Source organism: Pseudarthrobacter sp. alpha12b (assembly GCF_054130495.1).
The window spans coordinates 311,927-333,680 of record NZ_CP196746.1; the positions used below are offsets into that span (position 1 = coordinate 311,927).

The 21,754-nt window shown below is 66.8% G+C and carries 19 protein-coding genes; 10 read left to right on the forward strand and 9 right to left on the reverse strand.

The window, feature by feature from the left end; all coding sequences use genetic code 11:
- From ACTAQI_RS01430 to ACTAQI_RS01440, 3 genes are all read right to left on the reverse strand, one after another.
- Positions 1-1,428, reverse strand: a complete 1,428-nt coding sequence (locus tag ACTAQI_RS01430; protein WP_457949049.1) for a class II fumarate hydratase — start codon at positions 1,426-1,428, stop codon at positions 1-3.
- A gap of 87 nt (positions 1,429-1,515) precedes the next feature.
- A complete protein-coding gene (locus ACTAQI_RS01435; protein ID WP_457949051.1) occupies positions 1,516-2,130 on the reverse strand; it encodes a carbonic anhydrase in 615 nt (204 codons plus the stop codon).
- Between the two features lie 10 nt (positions 2,131-2,140).
- Complete coding sequence (locus ACTAQI_RS01440) at positions 2,141-2,821, reverse strand: DUF4245 domain-containing protein (RefSeq protein WP_457950962.1); 681 nt, start codon at positions 2,819-2,821, stop codon at positions 2,141-2,143.
- Between the two features lie 226 nt (positions 2,822-3,047).
- On the opposite strand from ACTAQI_RS01440, the gene glpX reads away from it, so the two are divergent.
- Complete coding sequence (glpX, locus tag ACTAQI_RS01445) at positions 3,048-4,070, forward strand: class II fructose-bisphosphatase (protein WP_457950963.1); 1,023 nt, start codon at positions 3,048-3,050, stop codon at positions 4,068-4,070.
- Between the two features lie 89 nt (positions 4,071-4,159).
- Entirely contained in the window at positions 4,160-5,215 is a 1,056-nt protein-coding gene (locus ACTAQI_RS01450) for a lipid II:glycine glycyltransferase FemX (RefSeq protein WP_457949053.1), read from the forward strand.
- An 80-nt stretch (positions 5,216-5,295) separates the two neighbouring features.
- On the opposite strand, the gene manA is transcribed toward ACTAQI_RS01450, so the two are convergent.
- The 4 genes from manA to ACTAQI_RS01470 are packed head-to-tail and all read right to left on the reverse strand — an operon-like array spanning position 5,296 to position 10,019.
- Positions 5,296-6,540: a mannose-6-phosphate isomerase, class I gene (manA, locus tag ACTAQI_RS01455; protein ID WP_457949055.1), complete on the reverse strand. Its 1,245-nt coding sequence runs from the start codon at positions 6,538-6,540 to the stop codon at positions 5,296-5,298.
- 41 nt (positions 6,541-6,581) lie between these two features.
- Positions 6,582-8,231 (reverse strand): LCP family protein, encoded by a 1,650-nt coding sequence (locus ACTAQI_RS01460; RefSeq protein WP_457949057.1) that lies wholly within the window; start codon positions 8,229-8,231, stop codon positions 6,582-6,584.
- Between the two features lie 10 nt (positions 8,232-8,241).
- Positions 8,242-8,826, reverse strand: a complete 585-nt coding sequence (gene purE, locus ACTAQI_RS01465; RefSeq protein WP_457949059.1) for a 5-(carboxyamino)imidazole ribonucleotide mutase — start codon at positions 8,824-8,826, stop codon at positions 8,242-8,244.
- Positions 8,823-10,019, reverse strand: coding sequence for a 5-(carboxyamino)imidazole ribonucleotide synthase (locus tag ACTAQI_RS01470; RefSeq protein ID WP_457949061.1), 1,197 nt, complete (start codon positions 10,017-10,019; stop codon positions 8,823-8,825). The genes purE and ACTAQI_RS01470 overlap by 4 nt, the downstream gene beginning before the upstream one ends.
- A 174-nt stretch (positions 10,020-10,193) precedes the next feature.
- Between ACTAQI_RS01470 and ACTAQI_RS01475 the strand changes: the two genes are divergently transcribed.
- Positions 10,194-10,754: a GtrA family protein gene (locus ACTAQI_RS01475; protein ID WP_457949063.1), complete on the forward strand. Its 561-nt coding sequence runs from the start codon at positions 10,194-10,196 to the stop codon at positions 10,752-10,754.
- A 9-nt stretch (positions 10,755-10,763) separates the two neighbouring features.
- Here the strand turns inward: ACTAQI_RS01475 and ACTAQI_RS01480 are convergent, their stop codons facing one another.
- Positions 10,764-11,465, reverse strand: coding sequence for a TIGR03089 family protein (locus ACTAQI_RS01480; protein WP_457949065.1), 702 nt, complete (start codon positions 11,463-11,465; stop codon positions 10,764-10,766).
- A 390-nt stretch (positions 11,466-11,855) separates the two neighbouring features.
- On the opposite strand from ACTAQI_RS01480, the gene ACTAQI_RS01485 reads away from it, so the two are divergent.
- The 3 genes from ACTAQI_RS01485 to ACTAQI_RS01495 are packed head-to-tail and all read left to right on the forward strand — an operon-like array spanning position 11,856 to position 17,519.
- Positions 11,856-12,389, forward strand: coding sequence for a WhiB family transcriptional regulator (locus ACTAQI_RS01485; protein ID WP_457949067.1), 534 nt, complete (start codon positions 11,856-11,858; stop codon positions 12,387-12,389).
- A 29-nt stretch (positions 12,390-12,418) separates the two neighbouring features.
- On the forward strand, positions 12,419-15,784 hold the full coding sequence (locus ACTAQI_RS01490; protein WP_457949068.1) for a glycosyltransferase: 3,366 nt from the start codon (positions 12,419-12,421) through the stop codon (positions 15,782-15,784).
- Positions 15,777-17,519, forward strand: a complete 1,743-nt coding sequence (locus ACTAQI_RS01495) for a DUF5719 family protein (RefSeq protein WP_457949070.1) — start codon at positions 15,777-15,779, stop codon at positions 17,517-17,519. The genes ACTAQI_RS01490 and ACTAQI_RS01495 overlap by 8 nt, the downstream gene beginning before the upstream one ends.
- A 55-nt stretch (positions 17,520-17,574) precedes the next feature.
- Here ACTAQI_RS01495 and ACTAQI_RS01500 read toward each other — a convergent pair whose 3' ends face one another.
- Positions 17,575-18,087 (reverse strand): metallopeptidase family protein, encoded by a 513-nt coding sequence (locus ACTAQI_RS01500; protein WP_457949072.1) that lies wholly within the window; start codon positions 18,085-18,087, stop codon positions 17,575-17,577.
- Positions 18,088-18,204: 117 nt separating this feature from the next.
- Between ACTAQI_RS01500 and ACTAQI_RS01505 the strand changes: the two genes are divergently transcribed.
- The 4 genes from ACTAQI_RS01505 to ACTAQI_RS01520 all read left to right on the forward strand — a co-directional run bounded on the left by ACTAQI_RS01505 (position 18,205) and on the right by ACTAQI_RS01520 (position 21,754).
- Complete coding sequence (locus tag ACTAQI_RS01505) at positions 18,205-18,591, forward strand: DUF3499 domain-containing protein (RefSeq protein WP_457949074.1); 387 nt, start codon at positions 18,205-18,207, stop codon at positions 18,589-18,591.
- A gap of 78 nt (positions 18,592-18,669) precedes the next feature.
- The gene (locus ACTAQI_RS01510; protein WP_159632512.1) at positions 18,670-18,897 is read left to right on the forward strand and encodes a Trm112 family protein; all 228 of its coding nucleotides are present in this window, start codon (positions 18,670-18,672) and stop codon (positions 18,895-18,897) included.
- Between the two features lie 87 nt (positions 18,898-18,984).
- A complete protein-coding gene (ahcY, locus tag ACTAQI_RS01515; RefSeq protein WP_457949075.1) occupies positions 18,985-20,451 on the forward strand; it encodes an adenosylhomocysteinase in 1,467 nt (488 codons plus the stop codon).
- Positions 20,452-20,515: 64 nt separating this feature from the next.
- The gene (locus ACTAQI_RS01520; protein WP_457949077.1) at positions 20,516-21,754 is read left to right on the forward strand and encodes a L,D-transpeptidase; all 1,239 of its coding nucleotides are present in this window, start codon (positions 20,516-20,518) and stop codon (positions 21,752-21,754) included.

The window sequence follows — 21,754 nt, forward strand, 5'->3', positions numbered from 1 at the left end:
TTAGGCCTTGTGGGCCGGAGCCGTCATGGTGGTGACGTCCAGTGCCTTGTCGAGGTCCGCCTCGGAAACCTTGCCTTCGCCGTCGCCGACGAAGCCCAGCTTCTCGGTGGCCTGGCGGATGGTCAAGCCCTCCTTGACCGCGGTCTTGGCGATCTTGGCCGCGTTCTCGTAGCCGATGTACTTGTTCAGCGGGGTGACGATGGACGGGGAAGCCTCGGCCAGGAAGCGCGCGCGCTCCACGTTAGCGGTGATGCCGTCGATCATCTTGTCCGCCATGACCCGGCTGGTGTTGGCCAGCAGTCGGATCGATTCGAGCAGGTTGGCGGCCATGACCGGGATGCCGACGTTGAGCTCGAACGCACCGTTGGTGCCCGACCAGGCGATGGCGGTGTCATTGCCGATGACCTGGGCGGCCACCATGATGGACGCCTCGCAGATCACGGGGTTGACCTTGCCGGGCATGATGGAGGATCCGGGCTGCAGGTCCGGGAGGGCGATCTCGCCGAGGCCCGTGTTGGGGCCGGAGCCCATCCACCGGAGGTCGTTGTTGATCTTCATGAACGAGATGGCGATATTGCGCAGCTGGCTGGACGCCTCGATCAGGCCGTCGCGGTTGGCCTGGGCTTCGAAGTGGTCACGGGCCTCGGTCAGCGGCAGGCCGGTGTCCGTGGCCAGCAGCTCGATGACCCGCTCCGGGAAGCCTGCCGGGGTGTTGATGCCGGTGCCCACGGCGGTGCCGCCGAGCGGAACCTCTGCCACGCGGGGGAGCGAGGCGTTGATGCGCTCGATGCCGTAGCGTACCTGCGCGGCGTAGCCGCCGAACTCCTGGCCCAGGGTCACCGGGGTGGCGTCCATGAGGTGGGTACGGCCGGACTTGACGACGTCCTTGAACTCAACAGCCTTGCGCTCCAGCGACTCGGCCAGGTAGCCCAGGGCGGGGATGAGGTCGTTGATCAGCGCCGAGGTGGCGGCCACGTGCACGGACGTGGGGAACACGTCGTTGGAGGACTGCGAAGCGTTGACGTGGTCGTTGGGGTGGACCACCTTGTCGCTGCCGGCGGCCTTCAGGGCACGCGTTGCCAGTTCGGCCAGGACCTCGTTGGTGTTCATGTTCGAGGACGTGCCGGAGCCGGTCTGGAAGACATCGATGGGGAAGTCGCCGTCGTACTTGCCGGCGGCCACCTCATCGGCTGCATCTGCAATCGCTTTGGCCAGCTCGCCGTCGAGCACGCCCAGTTCTGCGTTGGCCTGGGCAGCGGCCTTCTTGACCCGGGCCAGCGCCTCGATGTGGGTGCGCTCCAGGGTCTTGCCGGAGATGGGGAAATTCTCCACTGCCCGCTGCGTCTGCGCGCGGTACAGTGCGTTCACGGGGACGCGGACTTCGCCCATCGTGTCATGTTCAATGCGGAACTCTTCAGTGGAAGTCATGGGGCTAGCTTATGGCTCCCGGCGGCCCCATCGAAAACCGTTAAGGGAGCGTTGCCGGCGGCCCGCTGGACCGCCGGCGTAATGGTTCTACAGCTCGCCGATTCCGGAAACAAGGTCGGCGCGGCCCTCTGCCAGCCGGTACGCAAGCCCGATAACCGCGGTGCGGCCGCCCTCGATTGCGTCGGAAATCACACGCGAACTGTCGGCCAGGCGCTGCGACGTCTGCTTGACGTTCTCCACCACCATGTCGTTGACCTCGGTCTGGTTGTTCCGCAGGGACGTCAGGACCGAGGGCGTAATGCGCTCCACGAGGTCGCGGATGAAGCCTGGAGGCATCTCGCCGGTCTCAACGGCGTCCCTGGTTGCCGTGACCGCCCCGCAGTTGTCGTGTCCCAGCACCACGATCAGCGGCACCCCCAGCACGCCGACGCTGTATTCCAGCGAGCCCAGGACGGCGTCGTCAATCACCTGCCCGGCGGTGCGGACCACGAAAACGTCGCCTAGGCCGACGTCAAAGATGATTTCGGCGGCCAGCCGTGAGTCAGAGCAGCCAAAGATCACCGCGAACGGGTGTTGGGTTTCCACCAGTGAGGATCGCCGGGAAGCGTTCTGGTTGGGATGGGAGGACTCGCCGTTGACGAATCGTTCGTTGCCTTCGCGCAGGCGGCGCCAGGCCAGTGCAGGGGTCAGATTAGTAGCCACGCTTACTACATTAAGGTGCGGTGGGCGCTGACGGGGAAACCGTGACGGCCGGGTTGCTGTCAAGGGAGCCCACGACGGCGGCCGCTAGGGTTGCGAATTCGTCCAGTTGCGCTGCGCCCGAGAGGACAACAGTGCTGCCGCGGTAATTCAGGACCATGGATTTTTCGCCCTTGCCGGTGTCCCGCAGTTCCCATTCCTTGCCGCCTGCATTCCGCGAGCCGGTGACGGGGGCGTTCTTGGTCTGCTGGAGCAGCCAGGTGGGGTTGGCCTTGGTGGTCTGCACCAAGGCGATGAAGGACGTCTTGGGGGTTACGTAGCCAACCTCCCAGGTGGGCACGCCGTTGCCCGTTCCTGCTTCCCATCGAGCGTAATTTGCCCGGAAGGCGTTGCCGGCGTCCGGCGCAACGGGTGTGAATCCTGCCACATCCGCCGCGTTCCCGGCCACGGACGCTACATCGATGTCCGGCCGGTAGCCCTCGCTCTTCGGCTGCGGATTCATGAGGACAACGGGCAGGAACGCCGCGATGCTGAGCACCAGGGCAACTATCATGCCGATCACCGAAGCATTGGCACGCTTGGCGGCGGCCGCCGGAATGACGGGCTTCACCGGGGTGCCCTCACTGCTGCCTGCGGCGCCTGGGCGGCCGTCGGGCTGGGCCTGGCCGGAGCTGGGACTGGTGGCTTCCTGCATGTCATTCACCCCTCTATAGTCGCCCATCCCGGAGCCGGACTTCCATTCGGGCCTGCCCTCCGAGCACGTCGGGAGCTGCAACGCACATTTCGGGGTTTCGTCACGGGCCGCCCGCGGCGCGGTGCCACGACTATGATCGGTAACAGAGGAATCACCGTTCTGCTGCACCGGCGGGCGGGTTCAATGATCGCCACTCGAAGAAGAGGTTCACGTGTCACCAGCGTCCATGACCCAGAAGTACTCCACGATTTCACCGTCTCTTGCGGTGGGCCACGACGAGCCGGACCGCAACCTTGCCCTTGAACTTGTCCGCGTCACCGAGGCCGCGGCCATTGCCGGCGGCCACTGGGTTGGCTTTGGCGACAAGAACACCGCCGATGGCGCCGCCGTCGACGCCATGCGTTCCTTCCTCCAGACCGTCCACTTCAACGGCGTCGTGGTGATCGGCGAGGGCGAGAAGGACGAAGCCCCCATGCTGTTCAACGGTGAGCGCGTTGGCGACGGCACCGGACCCGAGGTGGACGTCGCCGTTGATCCCATCGACGGAACGCGGCTGACCGCCCTGGGCATCAACAACGCCCTGGCAGTGCTGGCTGTAGCCGAGCGTGGCTCCATGTTCGATCCCTCCGCTGTGTTCTACATGGAGAAGCTCGTCACTGGCCCCGAGGCCGCTGACATGGTGGACCTCCGGCTGCCGGTCAAGCAGAACCTGCACCTCATCGCCAAGGCCAAGGGTGTCAAGGTCAACCAGCTCAACGTCATGGTGCTGGACCGCGACCGCCACAAGCCGCTCATCGAGGAGATCCGCGAGGCCGGTGCGCGCACCAAGATCATCCTGGACGGCGACGTCGCCGGCGCGATCGCCGCGGCCCGCTCGGGCACGGGCGTCGACGCGCTCATGGGCATCGGCGGCACCCCTGAGGGCATCGTGGCAGCCTGCGCCATCAAGTCCCTGGGCGGCGTCATCCAGGGCCGCCTCTGGCCCACCAGCGACGAAGAGAAGCAGAAGGCCCTCGACGCCGGACACGATCTCGATCGGGTGCTTTCCACCAATGACCTCGTCTCCAGCGACAACTGCTACTTCGCCGCCACCGGCATCACCGACGGCGACCTGCTCAAGGGTGTGCGCTACTCCAAGGACAAGGTCCTCACCCAGTCCATCGTGATGCGCTCCAAGTCCGGCACCATCCGTTTCGTCGATGGCGAGCACCGCGCCGACAAGTGGGAAGGTTACGCCCGCAAGAGCTGACCTGCAGCCAAGGCAGGACGACAGGGCCCCGGGGCGCCAAAGGGCGCACCGGGGCTTTGCCGTTAACGCCTTGGTATAGGGTTTAAGCCATGATTCCTGCTGTTGTGCCCTGTACTGACCGCGCCCTTTGGGACGAGAACGTTGACCGGTTCCAGGGGCACCCGCAACAGCTCTGGGGTTGGGGCGAGACCAAGGCCATGCACGGCTGGTCCGTGGACAGGGTCCTGGTCAAGGCCGGCGATGAAACTGTTGGCGCCGCCCAGCTGCTGGTCCGCAGGCTTCCCGTGCCCTTCCGTGCGCTGGTCTACATTCCGCGCGGTCCCATGTGCTCCGCCGAAAACGCCCAGCTGGTCCTCAACAGGCTGGCCGAGCACGCTGCCCTCCGCCACCGGGGCGTGGCCCTCAGCATCGAACCCGACTGGGACAAGGACTCCGCCTTTGCCGGCGCCGTCGCAGCCGCAGGCTTCCGCGAGTCCACCAACACCGTTCTGATCCCGCGCACGCTCATCCTGGACCTCACCCGTTCGGACGACGAACTGATGGCGGAGATGTCCAAGTCCACGCGGGCGAACATCCGAAAAGCCATGCGCAGCGACGTGGAATTCCGCAAGGTCAAGAACGAGTCCGAGTTGGAACAGGTTCTGGCCATCTACCACGACACCGCGGAGCGGGCGGGCTTCGGCATCCACGAGGACCAGTACTACCGCGACATCTTCAAGAACCTCGGTGATGCCTCGCCGATCATTGCCGCGTTCGACGGCGAGCAGATGCTTGCCTTCACCTGGCTGTCGCGCAGCGGCGCCACTGCCTTCGAGCTCTACGGCGGGGTTTCCGCCGAGGGCCAGAAGCAGCGGGTGAACTACGGCGTGAAGTGGGCTGCCCTGCAGGCCATGCGGGAGGACGGCTGCAGCCGGTACGACTTCAACGGCCTGCTCAACGACGGTATTTCCGACTTCAAAAAGCAGTTCGCCAAGCACGAGAACATGCTGCTGGGCACTTGGGAAAAGCCGCTGTCGCCGTTCTACCCTGCATACTCCACAGCCATGCCATTGGCCCGCAAGGGCCTCCAGCAAGGGCGGCAGCTGCTGAAAACGGCGGCCGTGCGGGTCCGGCCGCTGATCCGGAAGCTGCGGCCGGGCAGCTGACTGCGCCACGACAGGAGGGCGACGGCGACACCCGGGTGGGTGCCGCCGTCGCCCTTTGTTGTTGCTGCCGGGGGACCCTGCTAGAGCCCGGTGGTCACGGCAAAGGCCAGCGCCGGTTCGGTGCCGCCGGCCACCCGGTGGACATTGACGGGGGCCTCGGCCGCGGCGATGAAGGCGCTGCCGCCCCGGGACAGTTCCAGGTCGCCCTTGGGGGAATCGAGGTACACGGCGCCGGCCACCACAATGACCACCGCCGCGCCTGCCTGGGACAACGGAACGGGACCTGCGTCCGGCCCCAGCTCGATGCGCTGCAGCTGGAACTCCCCGAACGGGGGACGGAACAGTTCCTGGTCCATCACCGACTTCTCCGCGCTCAGCATCGGAACAGCCACAGGATGGAAGTCGATGGTGCGGAGGAGCTCCGGGACGTCCACGAACTTGGGCGTCAGGCCGCCGCGCAGGACGTTGTCCGATGAGGCCATGACCTCCACGCCCAGCCCGTGCAGGTATGCGTGCACGTTTCCGGCCGGAAGGTAGACAGCCTCGCCGGGCTTCAGCGAGATCCTGTTCAGCAGCAGCGAGATCAGGACACCGGGGTCGCCGGGATACTTTTCGTTGAGGCTGATGACGGTGCCCAGCTCGGCCTGATAGGGCTCAAGCGGAGCTCCGGACAGCAGGGCGGCCACCACCAGGGCTGTTTCCTCTGCCACGCCCTGTCCACCGGTGATCAGGCGTTCAAAGGCCTGGCGGAGCCCAGCGCTTTCGTCTGCTCCGGCGAGGTCTCCAAGGAGCGCCTGGACCAGCTTCGGGGACTGGCTGCCCTCGGGGAAGGCATCCGCAATGTGCTGCAGGATCTTCCGGGTTTCAGCCGCCGGCCGGAACCCGCACAGCGCCTCGAATGGCGTGAGGGCGAAAATCATCTCCGGCTTGTGGTTGTCATCCTTATAGTTCCGGTTTGGGGCATGGGCGTCCAATCCTGCGTCGTTTTCCCGCGCAAACCCCTCCCGCGCCTGTTCCAGGCTCGGGTGGACTTGAAGGGAGAGCGGCTGCGCAGCCGCAAGGACCTTTGCCAGGAACGGCAGCCGGGGGCCGAACGCGGCCACGGATTCGGCGCCCAGGAAATGCTCAGGATCAGAGGAGATCAGGGCATCGAGCGGGCTCCTGGTCCCGTCCTCCGGCAGGTGCGCCACCGACGGCGAGTCGGGGTGCGCGCCGATCCACAGTTCGGCCTCGGGGCGCCCCGATTCGGGACGGCCCAGCAGCGAGGCGATCGCCGTCGTCGAACCCCAGGCGTAGTCCCGGAGGACGTTCTCAATCTCGTACAAAACCGTTCCGTTCCTTGGTGGGTGGGCGCTGGTGGGTGGCGCTAGAGCGGTGCGCACTGTCCGTTGGTGGCCACCAGCTGGCGGATGGCCTCTTCGTTGCCCTCCAGCTTGAGCTGGGTCAGCATCTCTTCGGTGATCGGCTCGCCGTCGGGCGTTGTGGTCACAGGCGTGAAGTCCGACGGCGAGGGCTGCTGCCTGGCGTTGCCGTGCGTGGGCAGGGTGGCGGGGACGGCCCCGGCCGCCTGGATGTGTCCGGCGCCTGCCTGTGGGACTGCCGTCACGTCGTCGGAAATTCCTGCCGACTGTGCACCCTTGGCGGACGCCGACGCCAGCAGCTGGTCCACCCGCTCGTGGATCTGGTCGAAGTCCGGGTTTGTGGAGAAGGACGCGTCGAAGTCCGGCGGCCCGATGGTAAGCCGCTTGACGTCCTTGCCCCTTGCCTTGATGGCGAGGTCCAGGAAACTGCCCAGCTGGGCGGACGAAATGTTGGACTCCACCACCTTGGTTCCCGCGCCCGCGATGTCCTCGAACTTGGACAGCAGGGTGGCGGGATCAAGTTGCTTCAGCATTGCCTGCTGCACGCATTGCTGGCGCTGGATGCGGGAGTAGTCATCCACGTACTCCCGCGACCGCCCGTACCAGAGGGCCTGGGCGCCGTTGAGTGTCTGGTCTCCGGCGGGAATCCACCCCAGGGGCATGCCGTGGGTCTTGGTGGCCTCGTCAAAATAGCCGCTCATGGGAACCCAGCCGCCGGCTTTGATCCGGATGCCGCCCATGGCGTCGATGAGCGTGGAGAAGCCCTGCATGTCAACCAGGACGTACGCCTGGATCTGCATCCCCAGCGTTCCGGAGACCGCTTCCATGGTTGCCTGGGCGCCGGGGTCTGCTATCCCCGGGTAAAGGTCGGTGTGCTCGTTGGTGACCTCGGTGTTGATGGCATTGATGAGGCATTCGTCGCCGCAGTTGTACCCGTCAGGGTAGAGGGCGCGCATGGGTGAGCCCTCGCTGAACTGGGCGTTCTGGAAATTCCGGGGAACGGAGATGATGGCGGTCTGGCCCGTCTTGGCGTCGACGCTGAGGATGGAAAGGCTGTCCGGGCGCCGGCCGGTGCGGTCGTCGCCCGCGTCGCCGCCCATCATGAGGAAGTTGTAGCGTCCGTCCACTGGTTCGATGGCCGGGCCGGACGAAAAGATGTTGCCAATGGCGTTCCGGCCCACGTTCAGCAGGTAGGCTGCGTAGCCCATGGAGCCGCTGCCCAGAACAAGCGCCACCACCAAGGCGATGCCGACGGCGGGACGCGCCTTCGGGGCCAGCAGGACAGGGCGGATGAGCCGGAGGGTGTTCAGGAACAGGAGAGCCCAGCCGAGGGCCAGCGCCGCCAGCACGACCACCAGCAGCAGCGAGGTGACCGGGTTGGTGACGATGTTGATGACCAGGCTCCGGTTGAGCAGCAGCAGCACCGCTGCGAGCAGCAGTACCGCCCACACACAGAGCGTTACGCGCAGGGCCGTCCGTCCCAGCTTCCGGTCGCCGGCCACGAGTTGGGCGCTGCCCGGTACCAGGAGCGTCAGCAGGACCAGTACGAAAGCGCGCTTGGTACGGACCGCGGGAGGTGCACTGACCGGGTAGCGGACCGGGTCCGTCAGCGACGGACCGGAGCCGGTGTTGAGGACGCTGCTGCTGCTGGCCATGCCCGGCGCCCTAACGGCTGCCCCGAAGGGCGCTGGAGTCTCCGGGGAAGACTTCGCTTACTTTCTGCCGCAGGTTTGCGCCCTTGCGGGAGGCCACGGCGTTGAGGTCCGCGGCGAAGTCAAGGAGATCCGCGCGCAGGGAAGCGGCAAGTTCGTCGGTGCCGGAAGCCAGCATCCGTACGGCCAGGAGCCCTGCGTTCCGGGCGCCCGCGATGGAGACTGTGGCCACCGGTACGCCTGCCGGCATCTGGACGATGGAGAGCAGGGAGTCCATCCCGTCGAGGGTTTTCAGGGGAACGGGAACACCGATCACTGGCAGCGGCGTGACGCTGGCGAGCATGCCCGGCAGGTGGGCCGCGCCGCCGGCGCCGGCGATGATCACCCTCAGGCCGCGCTGGTGTGCGGTCTGGCCGTAGCGGATCATCTCGGTGGGCATCCGGTGGGCGGAGACGACATCGGCTTCAAAGGGGATGCCGAATTCGGCCAGGGCCTCTGCCGCGGCCTCCATGACCGGCCAGTCCGAGTCGGAGCCCATGACCAGGCCCACCAGGGGCGCCGCGGCGGAACCGGCGGTTGGGGTGGCTTCGGCGCTCATGCGTTCTCCTCGAAAATTGCGGAAGGTTCTTCGGTGGTAACCCGCCCGTCGCGGATGATGCCCGCCACGGCTGTGGCCCGGCGGCGGACCAGGTCCACCTCTGCCGTGGAACTGCCCATCAGGTTGACGTGGCCGATCTTGCGTCCGGGCCGCACGGACTTGCCGTAGCAGTGGACCTTGGCGGCCGGCTCGGCGGCCAGCGCCATGGGATAGGCGGAGTACAGGTCCTGGTTCTCCCCGCCCAGGAAGTTCTTCATCACGGTCACCGGTGCCAGCGCATCGGTGGCGCCCAGGGGCAGGTTCAGGACCGCGCGGAGGTGTTGTTCGAACTGGCTGGTAATGGAACCGTCCTGGGTCCAGTGGCCGGTGTTGTGCGGCCGCATGGCCAGTTCGTTGATCAGGAATCCAGCTCCGGTGCCCGGGGTTTCGAAGAGTTCCACGGCCAGGACACCGGTGACGTCCAGCTCGGCGGCGATGCGCAATGCGGCGTCCTCGGCTGCGGCAGCAACTTCCAGCGGGATGTCCAGGGCGGGCGCAATCACCTCGTCGCAGACACCGTCCACCTGGATGGTGTGGACCACAGGCCAGGCCCGGGCTTCGCCGTCGGGGGTGCGTGCCACGAGTGCGGAGAGTTCGCGGGTGAACTCCACTTTCGCCTCGGCCAGCAGGGGGCTCATGGCGGCGAACCAGTCAGCGGCCTCTGCGGCCTCGTCCGCTGAGGCGACGATGCGGACGCCCTTGCCGTCGTAGCCGCCGCGGGGGGTTTTCAGGACGACGGGCCAGCCGGTTTCGTCGCCGAAGCGGACCAGCGCGTCAACGTCCGCCACTGATGCCCAGGCGGGGTTGGGCAGTTCCAGCCGGTCGATGGCGGCACGCATGACCAGTTTGTCCTGGGCGTGGACCAGGGCGTCGGGTCCTGGCTGGACGTTGACACCGGCGTCCTGCAGGGCGCGGAGGTGGTCGGTCGGCACGTGCTCGTGGTCGAACGTCATCACGTCAAGGCCCTTGGAGAAATCCAGGAGGGTCTGCAGGTCCTTGTAATCGCCCACGGGTGTGGTGGGTACAGCCGACACCGCGGAAACGTCCTCGCCCTCGGCGAGGACGCGGAGTTCAAAGCCGAGTGCTGTAGCGGCAGGGGCCATCATTCGCGCGAGCTGGCCGCCGCCAACCACGCCTATCACTGGAAAAGTCACATGTGCCAGCCTACCGAAGACGGGCCGGATCATGCTTTTACGTCCCGGCGGGTGATGGAGATTTTCCGGGTGAGGGACAGTGGCCACCGGCTTCCGCGGGGCGGCTCAAAGCTTTGGGGGCTAAAATGGACCTTTGGCCGAGTGGCCCACAGTTCGTCACGGCCATGGAGGGTCATGTTTAGCGCACTTGCAGATCGTATCCGGGGGCTCGCCTCACTCTTTTGGCGCGAGGTGGCCAAGTTCGGTGCGGTGGGCGGTGTGGCGTTCGTCATCGACAACGGCCTGACCTATTACCTGATGCACGGCCCCATGTCGGACAGTGAGGCGAAAGCCCGTTTTGTGGGCGCCACGGTGGCCACGGTCTTCTCATGGGTGGCAAACCGTTTCTGGACCTTCCGCCACCGTCGGCAAGCGAACATACTCCGTGAGTTTGGGATGTTCGTCCTCATCAACGGCATTGGGATCGGTATCTCCACCGGCTTCACCGCACTGGCCAAGTATGGGATGGGCATCGACAACAAGAACCTGCTGTTCCTGGCGGGCGTGGCGGGCATCCTGGTTGCCACGGTTGTCCGCTTCTTCGCGTACCGCTTCCTGGTGTTCAACCAGGAACTGGACCAGGAGCCGGAGTTCTCCCACGACCACGAAATCATCGAAGCACATCCGCACAGGGAGCCCGCACGGGCCGCGGAGCGTCCGGCTTCCACTTCCGCCGACGGCGGCCCGCAGGCCTAGGGCGTCTGCCTAGCTCCCGTGGATGCGTTCGTCGGCCATCAGCTTGTCCGTGAGCGCAACGTCCGGATGGGTCATCACCACGGATCCGCCCTGCTGCCAGGCTCCCAGCGCGTTGGCCAATGCTGTTTCCAGCCCGCTGGCGGCGGGGACATGCACCCTGGCGCCTTCCGAGTGCGGCAGGGCAAAACCTGTGAGCAGTTCCCGGTGCAGGACAGCCTGGCCCTCGTGTGTCAGGACAGCCAGCGCTGAGGGATCGGGGTCGGTGTGCGGCATGAACACGTCCCCGTGGGAGCGCACCTCGGCGGCGTAGTCAATGCAGCCGGCGGGAAGTTCACCGGTCCAGCGCATGGCGAGGGCCGGCAGCGCAACTGCAATGACGGCGTCGTACTGTTCCACGGCCCCGGCCGGATTGTCCGTGGCCAGGAAGTCCGCCGGGCCGCCGTCGAGCATGGTCTCAAGTCCAAGCTGCCAGCCGGCGAGGGCCCAGACCATTGTTTTCCAATGGACCGGAAGGGCAAGCCGCAGGCGCATGCCCGGCTCCGCGTCCAGTTCGTCCTGGAGCAGGTTGCTGGTCTTGGCCACCCAGTTGTCCAGGACCCGCCCCGACAGTTCCACCCGCTCCGAATCAGGGCCGTACCAGGTCAGTCGTGGTGCCGTGGAGTTGCCTGAGCGGAGGCTGCCCATCAGGTCGATCGCGGGGAAAGTCGTCATGGCTTCATCCTGCCACCCCGCAAAGTCCCGGTCATCCGGCCTTGACTCCCATTGCGCCAGCCGGTCCTGCAGACGTGATGTTAATCACCCAACTTGCTAAGCGTGCTTGCTATTTGGCTGAAGAGCAGGTATTTTCCCCGCCAGATCAGTGTTTTGATGGGTTTTTGGGCCCCGGATGGTGCCCGAATGCCGTCGCCACGCCCGGGCTGCTGAAAATCCCGGGCGTGGCGTACGCAAACTTCCCAGCGGAGACTGTCTATTATCCCGGCGACGGCTTGACTAGCCCTAGTTACACACGTGTAATTAGGTAACTAAAGCAATTGCGTAAATACCGGCACACAACCGAGTGTCCACGTATCCAGGCAGTGGCTGAACATCAGGAGGGTCGCCGTGGGGCAAGCAGAGCGTATCCAGGAAGATGCCGTCGTGGCCGGCCAGGCAACGGCAAAGTACCGTGCGCGGGGGGTGCCGAGCGATTGGTACGTCGATCCCGCCGATCCTGATGCTGCGGAGCGGTACAACAGGAATTCCACCAGCATCCTCGAGGACCAGGCTACGGCGTTCCTCGCGGCGCACGAAGCCCTCCTGGACGGCGGCGCAGAGCCGGAAGACGACCTTGATCCGCCAATGGAGCTGGCTGCGGCCGGGACTGCCCAGCCGGTGTGGATTGGATTGCCGCTTCAGCAGGACTTCGATGACGAGGGTGAGCTGGGCTGGCAGACGGACGCTTTGTGCGCCCAGACGGATCCGGAAGCCTTCTTTCCCGAAAAAGGCGGCTCAACCCGCGATGCCAAGAAGGTCTGTGGTGCCTGCAATGTGAGGTCGCAGTGCCTTGAGTACGCGCTGGCCAATGACGAACGGTTCGGCATCTGGGGAGGCCTTTCCGAGCGTGAGCGCCGGCGGCTAAGGAAGCGAGCAATCTAATTCTTCAGAATGTCCATGTCACTGCCGTTGTGGTTGCCCACAACGGCAGTGCCTATCTGCCCAGAACCCTTTCAGCCCTGGCGGCCCAAACACGCCCGGTGGACCATGCCGTTGGCGTGGACGTGGGATCCGGCGACGATTCATACAGCCTCCTCAGGGAGGCCCTGGGTGACGCCGGCGTTGTCAGCCACCCCCGGGGTAAGGGCGGCATGGGCGCCGCCGTGTCCGCCGCCCTGGCAGGGGTGCCCTTCCGCGGAAACACCGGCGGCGGCAGTACGGAATGGATCTGGCTGCTGCACGACGACGCCGCGCCGGCACCGGAAGCCCTCGCCGAACTCCTGGGCGCCGTGGAGCGCGCCCCTTCGGTAACGGTTGCCGGCTGCAAGCAGTTGGACTGGCATTCGCCGCGGAAATTGATGGATGTGGGCCTTTCCACCAGCAGGTGGGCCGAGCGCCTTACCCTCATCGACGCGGATGAGATGGATCAGGGCCAGTACGACGGCCGAACTGACACGTTCGCCGTGAACTCCGCCGGCATGCTGGTGCGCCGCGATGTCTGGGAACAGTTGGGCGGTTTCGACGCCGCCCTGCCTGGCAGCGGCGACGACGTCGACTTTTGCTGGCGGAACCGCCTGGCAGGGCACCGGGTGGTGGTGGTCCCCGCAGCCCGGATGTTCCATGTAGCGCACCGGCCGCACGCCCTTGGGAACCCGTCCGCAGCCCGTAAGGCGCAGGTCCACCTGCGCCTGAAGCACAGCCCGCTCTGGATGGTGCCCGTCCACGGCGTCGGCGCGCTGCTTGGCAGCCTCTTCAAGCTGGTCCTGAGCATCGTGGTCAAGGATCCCGGTCATGGCATTTCCCAGCTTCTTGCCACCTGCGCTGCCCTGGGCCGGCCCCGGGCCGTGGCCAAGGCCCGCCGGGCAGCCAAACGTACCCGGCGCATCCGCCGCTCCGTCATCCGCAAGCTCCAGACCCCCCGCCGGGAGGTGTGGAGCCACCGCCGGTCCTTGATGGAGGCCCTCGGATCTGACGGGTCAACGTCTGACCACCTCGTGCAGGATCCCCTCGCGCACCAGCCCACCGGAGACGCCGCGGACGACTTTGCTGCCCTGGCAACCAGCAAGCGCGGCTGGGTGGGCAACGGTGCCCTGGCCGCCGTGATCATCGCGTCGGTGGCCTCGCTCCTGGCGCTGGCAGGACTGTTCCGGGCTGCGGCCGTAGCCGGGGGCGCCCTGATTCCTGTCTCCGCGGGTTTGGGGGACATCTGGCACAACGCCTCCAGCTGGTGGGTCAGCCTGGGAGCGGGCCTGCCCGGCCACGGCGATCCCTTTGACTACGTCCTCTGGACCATCGGCCTTACCGGCGGAGGCGACGCCAACGCCGCCATGGCCTGGCTGCTTCTGCTGGGAGCCCCGCTGTCCGGACTCACCGCGTGGTTCGCGGCGGGCGGGGTAACCGAACGCCGGCGGCTCCGCTTCGCGGCGGCAATCTTCTGGGCTGCCGCGCCGGCACTTCAGGCTGCGCTGAACCAGGGCCGGGCCGGCGCCTTGATCGCGCACATCATGCTGCCCCTGGTGGTCCTGGGCCTCCTGCGGGCGACGGGCTCGGCGGTAGGCCATGGCCGTTTCAACCCCACTTCGGCATTTGGAGATGGACCCGGTGAACAGCCCCCGGCCAAGGCGGGCATCAACGGAGTGCCCTCGTGGACGGCCGCCGCAGCCGCGGGCCTGGCGCTGGCGGTCACCACCGCGTCGGCACCCTCCCTGCTGATCCCCGCAACTGTGGTCATCGTGCTGTGCGGCATCCTGCTGCGACGGCGCGGGCGGACCGTGTGGTGGGCACTGCTGCCAAGCGCAGCCCTGTTCATCCCCTTCGCACTGTCCACCCTCGACAGGCCGCGCGCGCTTCTGGCCGACCCCGGACTGCCCCTGGGATTCGACGCCGCTCCGCTGTGGCAGCAGATCCTGGGCCAGCCCCTGTCCTTCGACCCCGCCGGTGGCCTCCACGGGCTGGCGGCCTTCCCGGGCGGGCCGGTGCCGTGGGCACTGCTGCTGGCTCTGCTCATTGCGGGGCCGGTCCTGGTCCTTGCCATTGTGGGACTCTTCGGCGCGGGGCGCCGGGCCCGGACTGCCAGATGGTTCTGGATAGGATCGGTCATCGCCCTGGCCGGCGGTTGGCTGGCCGGACACGTTGCCACCGGCCTGAACGCGGATGTCATGGTGACGCCTTTCCCTGGGCCCGCAGTGTCCGCCGCATCCTTTGCCCTCCTTGCAGCGGCACTTCTCGGGTCGGAGCAACTGTTGTCCGCAGCGGACCGGGCTTCCGGTGCCGGTGCGAAGACCAGGACGGCGGCGCGCGCCGGCCTGGCGCTGGGCCTGGTGGTACTGCTGGCCGGTCCGCTGGCAGGCATGGCTGCCTGGTCCGCGCAAAACCTGCTGCGTCCAGCCGGAACTGCCGCCGCGCCGGCAACGCCTGGGGGTGCCCCCGCTGCAGCCCCGGCCACTTCCGGGACCGGGGGAGCGCTGGGCGCTCCTCGGCTGGTGGAGGCCTCCACCGGACGGTCACTCCCCGCCACCGCCATCGACCGCGGGACCGGACCCGAACAGACGCGGACCCTCCTGCTGAGCACCGGAGACGACGGCACCTTCAGCGCATCGCTGATGCGCGGGTCCGGCACCACGCTTGACAGCCTTTCCGCCATTGCCGCCGCCCGAAACATCATCGGCGCTCCCGGTGCTGAAGAGGTGCGCGACGACGACGACGTCACCGCAGCTGTCCGCCGCGTTGTGGCCACCATGGTGGGAGGGCAGGGCGTGGATCCCCGGTCCGACCTCGAACAGCTCGGCGTCGGCTTTGTCGTGCTCCGCTCCGCGGACACTGCAGCCCAGCTGACCGCAAGCCGCATGGATGCCGTCCCAGGCCTGGTGGCCGTGGGGCAGACCGACGTCGGCTGGCTGTGGCGTATCAGCCCGCTGAACCAGCAAGGCCTCCAGGGCGCCGACGTTGCCCACCGTGTCCGCATCGTCGATGCCCGTGGTGCGGCTACAGCGTTGGTTGCCTCCGGCACTGATGACGTCGACGCCGCTGTTCCGGCCGGGGCGGAAGGTCGGCTGGTGGTACTTGCCGAGCGGCCCGATCCCGGATGGAGCGCCTGGCTCGACGGGCGGAAGCTGACCTCCACTACCTCCGGCTGGTCCCAGGCCTTCACTCTTCCGGCATCGGCCGGCCAGCTGACGGTCCGCTACCAAAATCCTTGGTCGTTCTGGGCTGCGGCCGGGCAAATCACGGTGATAGGGCTGACCGTCATCCTTGCAATCCCCATGCCGGCCCGGCGGCCGCGGACCGGTCTCTCGCGTGACGAGGGCTCCCTGCGTAAGGAACACCAACATGCATGAGCACACCCCACCGGCCGCCAAGGCCCGGGCTGAGGCCGGAACGGATCCATCCGATGCGTCGCTTCCAGGCCAAGAGCCGGCGCCCGCCGGCAAGCCCATTGCGGGCCAAACCGTCGCCGGCCAGGGCAGGAAGGCGTCCGGCCGCGGCTCCACCCGGCTGCCGGGCGGCAAGGGCCGCGCCGCGTCCGTTGCCGGAGTAGCGGCAGGCGTTCTTATTCTTGCCGGCGGCGGAGCTGTAGTGGCCGGCGGCTCGCTGATGGCGGCGCCTGCATCCAGCCGGGGAGTGCCGGCTGCCGAAGCCGCTGTTCCCGCCGGGGCCAGCCTCGGCGTGTGCCCCGGGCCTGCACGGCTGCTGGAGGGCACAGACGCAGGCACCGACGCCCAGTTCCGGCCCGAGTCCGCCACTGCGGCAACCAAGGTCAGTGCCGCAGTGCTCAGCGCAGCAGGCGTGCTTCCGGGGAGCCGGCTGGCACACCTGGACGGAACGTCCGCCGTCGAGATCGCCAAGGACCCGGGGCCCGCGCCCACCGCCGGAGCCCCGCAGGAACTCCTTGCCGGAGTTGTGGCAGACCGGGCCGTGGACCAGGTGAACGTCCTGAGCGCCGACGCCGTGGCAAACCAGAATGCGTCGGCGGCGGGGGCCACGAAATACACGGCCAGGGACGGTGACCTGCAGGGCAGTGCCGCGGCCATCTGCGGGCAACCCTCGAATGACCAGTGGCTGGCAGGTGCCAGCACCACTGTCGGCCGAACCTCCGTGCTCGCGCTGACGAACGCCTCCAGCACACCCGCCACCGTGAGCCTCGAGCTGTTCGGTGCCGGCGGCCAAATCCAGGCACCCGGCAGCCGTGGACTGCTGGTGGCCCCCGGAACCACGCGCAGCGTGGTCCTCGCCGGACTGGCACCCAACGAGTCCCAGCTCGGCGTTCACGTCCGCAGCGCCGGTGGACCGGTTGCAGCCTCTATCCAGCAGAGCGTCCTGCGCGGCCTCACCCCGGGCGGCGTCGATTACATCAGCCCGGGGACAGCCCCGGCTGTCCGCCAGGTGATGACAGGAGTGGACATCCAGGACCCCGCCGGGCTTGCTGCCCTGAAGGCACAGCCTGGCTACCGGGATGCCGGGCCCGCCCTCGAGCTGACCGTGCCGGGCGCGGCCGATGCCGTGGTGGAGATCAAGCTGTACGGACGGGACGGCCAGCACGCGCTTCCGACCGGCGGCGTTGTCACTGCAAAGGCCGGTTCAACCACCGAGGTGTCATTGGCAGGCGTTCCTGCCGGGCAGTACACGGTTGCCGCCTCATCCGACGTCTCTTTCCTTGCCGCCGCGCGTATGAGCCGGGGGCTCCAGGCGGCACAGCCCTCGGATGTGGCATGGGCGTCATCAGCAGTGCGGCTCGGCAGCCAGCACGTGGTGCCCGTCCCCAAGGGCGGCCAACGGCAGCTGGTATTTGGGGCCCTGGACGCCAGGGCCACCATCACTTACGCGCCCATCACGGCCGACGGGAAGGTGCGTGCGGCGGCCTCCGCGGACATAGCCGGGGGAACCACTGCGTCCATCACTGTTCCGGAGCAGGCTGAAGGGGCCGATGTCGTTGGCTACGTAGTGTCCGCATCCGGTGGCGCCGCCTACGGGTCGGTGCTGATGGGGCAGGACGGCCGCAATGATATTTCCTCCCTGGCCTTCCGGGCTGCAGCCGCCGGCCAGGAAACCGTCCCGGTCGCGCTGGGCTATTGAGGCAGGGCCGCCGGAGGCTCCGTTGTTCGCGCGGTCGGTTTGGCCCTGGGCGGTGTCAGTAGCGGCGGCGGTACACGGGGTCCAGCGTCTCCGGTGCCACGCCAAGCATTTCCGCCGTGTGCTCCACCACCACGTCGTGGACCAGGTCCTGGAGTTCCTCCACGCTGGAGCACGCCTGCTCCACCACCCGCCGGTACACCGTGATCATGGGTCCGTCCCCACCCGCAGCAGGAGTGTAGGAGCCCATGGGTGGCGTGGTTGCGTTCGCGGCCAGCTGCTCGAGGTCCGGCGGAATTTCGTCCACGCCAAACCGCACGCCGTCCAGGGTCTTGCCCCAAATGTCGTGCAGCCGCTGGGCTGAGTCCAGCACCATGTCGTCAAAGCGGTCGGCCCGCGTCCGGTATCCGGGGTGGGTGGGCAACATCACCTCGCCGCGGAGGCCGCGCCCGTGACGGTTCCGGCGCCGCCTGGAGAAGCTCCTGCCGGCGGTCTCCACGCCCGATGCCGCGCGGGCACCGGGGTCAGCCAACCGGACCGAAAAACCTGATTCATGGTTCGATGACTGCATACATCGACTGTAAACCCGGGCGGGGATTTACGCGATATGTCCCGCTGGCCCAGGGCGCGCGTCGGCCCTTGCCCCAATGCGCGGCTTTTCGGTGGCGAAGGGGTAGTCTGTGATGTCGTGGGAGCTATCCGTCAATGTTCAAGGTCTGCCTGCCGCCAGTCGGCGGTAGCCACCTTGACGTATGTGTATGCGGACTCCACCGCCGTACTGGGTCCGTTGGCCACGTACGCCGAACCGCACTGCTACGACCTCTGCGAGCAGCACGCCGATTCCTTGACGGTGCCCCGCGGCTGGGAAGTGCTGCGCCTGGCCATGCCTTCCACTCCGCAGCAGCCAGGACCCGATGACCTGCTGGCGCTTGCCAATGCCGTCCGCGACGCCGCCGCCCTCCCTCCGGAGGCCCAGCAGCCCGCCCAGCGTGCCCACCATACTGCCCTCGAGGCTCCGGTCGGCACTGAGGGTACACGTCGGGGGCACCTGCGGGTCCTGCGGGAGCCTTCCTGAGCCCCATCTGGCGGTAGGCTGGAGGCTGCACATCTTTCCGCTACCGGCGCGAGCGCGCCCGCCAGGGAGCATGAACAAATGCCAAAGATCAGTCCCGAGCTGTTGTCCGTCCTGCGTTGCCCCGTGACAGGCTCGCCCCTGGTCCAGGAGGGGGAGGAACTGGTGGCCACGGCCGCCGGAGATACCGGCGTCAGGAACAGGTACGCCATCGAGGATGGGATCCCTCTGCTGTTGCCGCCGGAACTGCTGGCTGCGGCAGCCTCGGCAGGTTCTGACCAGCATGACCCCGCTGCGGCAGGGCACTAATACACCTGCACCGGATTTACCTGCATTCGCTCGCACAACAGCAGAACGGGGACTGGAACAGGACCCGGACCAAGCAAAGGACCACCCATGACTTTTGACTACAAAGTTGCCGACATTTCCCTGGCGGAAGCCGGCCGTCACCAGATCCGCCTTGCAGAGCACGAGATGCCCGGCCTGATGTCCCTCCGTGAGGAGTTCGGGGCGGCCCAGCCGCTTAAGGGCGCCCGGATCGCTGGTTCCCTGCACATGACGGTGCAGACTGCCGTGCTGATCGAGACCCTCACGGCGCTGGGCGCTGAGGTCCGCTGGGCCTCCTGCAACATCTTCTCCACCCAGGACGAAGCCGCCGCGGCCGTGGTGGTGGGCAAGGGCACCGTTGAGGACCCGCAGGGTGTGCCGGTGTTCGCCTGGAAGGGCGAGACCCTTGAGGAATACTGGTGGACCGCCGAACAGATCCTCACCTGGCCGGGCGCCGAGTCCAACCCCGAGCTTGGTCCAAACATGATCCTGGACGACGGCGGCGACGCCACCATGCTGGTGCACAAGGGTGTCGAATTCGAGGCCGTGGGCAACGTTCCCTCCGCCGACCCCGAGGATTCCGAGGAATACGGCATCTTCCTCGACGTGCTGCGACGCTCGCTCGCCGCAGACCCGCAGAAGTGGACCCGGACGGCAGCCACGATCAAGGGCGTCAGCGAGGAAACCACCACCGGCGTCCACCGCCTGTACCAGCTGGCAGACCAGGGCAAGCTGCTCTTCCCCGCCATCAACGTCAATGACTCCGTGACCAAGAGCAAGTTCGACAACAAGTACGGCATCCGCCACTCCCTGCCCGACGGCATCAACCGGGCCACGGACGTCCTCATGGGCGGCAAGGTCGCCGTCGTCTGCGGCTATGGTGACGTGGGCAAGGGCGCCGCGGAAGCGCTGCGTGGCCAGGGCTCGCGCGTCATCGTCACCGAGATCGACCCCATCTGCGCCCTCCAGGCGGCCATGGACGGCTACCAGGTGGCCAAGCTGGAATCAGTCCTGGCCCAGGGTGACATCTTCATCACCACCACCGGCAACAAGGACGTCATCATGGCCGACCACATGGCCGGCATGAAGAACAAGGCGATCGTTGGCAACATCGGCCACTTCGACAACGAGATCGACATTGCCGGCCTGGCCCGCATCCCCGGCGTCAAGAAGGTAGAGATCAAGCCGCAGGTCCACGAGTGGGTCCTTGATGAAGGCAGCGCCACGGAGCGGTCCATCATCGTCCTGTCAGAGGGCCGGCTGCTCAACCTGGGCAACGCCACGGGCCACCCTTCCTTCGTCATGAGCAACTCGTTCGCCAACCAGACCATTGCGCAGATCGAGCTGTGGACCAAGCGGGACCAGCACGAGTACGGGAACAAGGTCTATGTCCTGCCCAAGGTCCTGGATGAGAAGGTGGCACGCCTGCACCTGGACGCCCTGGGCGTTGAGCTCACCGAACTGAGCAAGGACCAGGCGGAATACCTGGATATCGACGTCGCCGGTCCCTACAAGCCGGAGCACTATCGTTACTGAGACGTAAGGGCCCGGGCGCTGCCAAGCGCCCGGGCCGTTATTTTCTGCACGTAGGATCAAAAACATGGAGCCTGATGTAAAGCCCCGCCGCCGGGGGACCGCCAAGAAAATCCTTGCCGTGGCTGCCGTCTGTGTCCTGGCTGCCGTGGGCGGGGTTTTCGCCGCGGTCGCTCCGGGCCTTGCGGGCGGACCCCTTGAATCGGAAGCAGGCTCCGCGCTGCGGACATCGCCGGGCATCGCGTCCCCCGTTGTGCCGCCGGTAAAGCTGGATGCTGCCCCCGCCAACGGTGCCAAGCAGGTGAACCCGGCCGCACCGGTTTCCCTGAAAGTGGCCAACGGAACCATCCAGCGCGTCACCCTTGCCAGCACCGCCGGGAAGACCATCGACGGCAGCATCGACACCGCCGGGACGTCCTGGTCCGCAAGCGCGCCCCTGGAGTTCAACACCGAATACAGCTATACCTACGTGGTCAAGGACTCCGCAGGGCGCGAGACCAGCACCACCCAGTCCTTCAACACCGTGACGAGTTCACACGAGGCCGACGCCGCCATCTACCCGCTGAACGGCATGAAGGTCGGCGTGGGCCAGCCCCTGCAGATCATCTTCAGCGAGCCGGTGACCAACCGTGCCGCCGTGGAAAAGGCCATCAAGATCACCACCACTGCGGGTCAGGCCGGGGCGTTCCACTGGTACAGCGACACCATGGTCCGGTACCGCCCCGAGAACTTCTGGGCAGCGAACTCCACCATCACCATGGACATGCAGCTCTTCGGCGTTGACCTTGGGAACGGCCAGATTGCCAACTTCAACAAGAAGGTGAACGTCTCCATCGGGGACAAGAAGGTTGCCATCGCCGACGCCACAGCCCACACGTTCACCCTGAGCATCAACGACCAGCCCGTGAAGACCCTGCCGGTCAGCATGGGGGACAAGCGCTTCCCTTCCGCCAAGGGGTACGCCGTACTGATGGAGAAGAACCGGTTCGACCACTTCAGGGCGGCAAGCATCGGCCTGAAGCCGGACGATCCCGCCTACTACGGTGAGGCCGACGTCGAGTACACCATCCGCCTCACACTGAGCGGTGCCTACATTCACCAGGCACTCGAGTCCGCCTATCCGTACATCGGAAACGCCAACGTTTCCCACGGCTGCATCGGGTTCCTGCCGGACGGAGCGGCCTGGGTGTTTGACCACATGGGGACCGGTGACGTGGTCCAGATCATCAACACCGAGGGTGACTATGCGGCGAACACGGACGGGTACGGCGACTGGAATATCCCGTGGAGCGAGTACGACAACTGA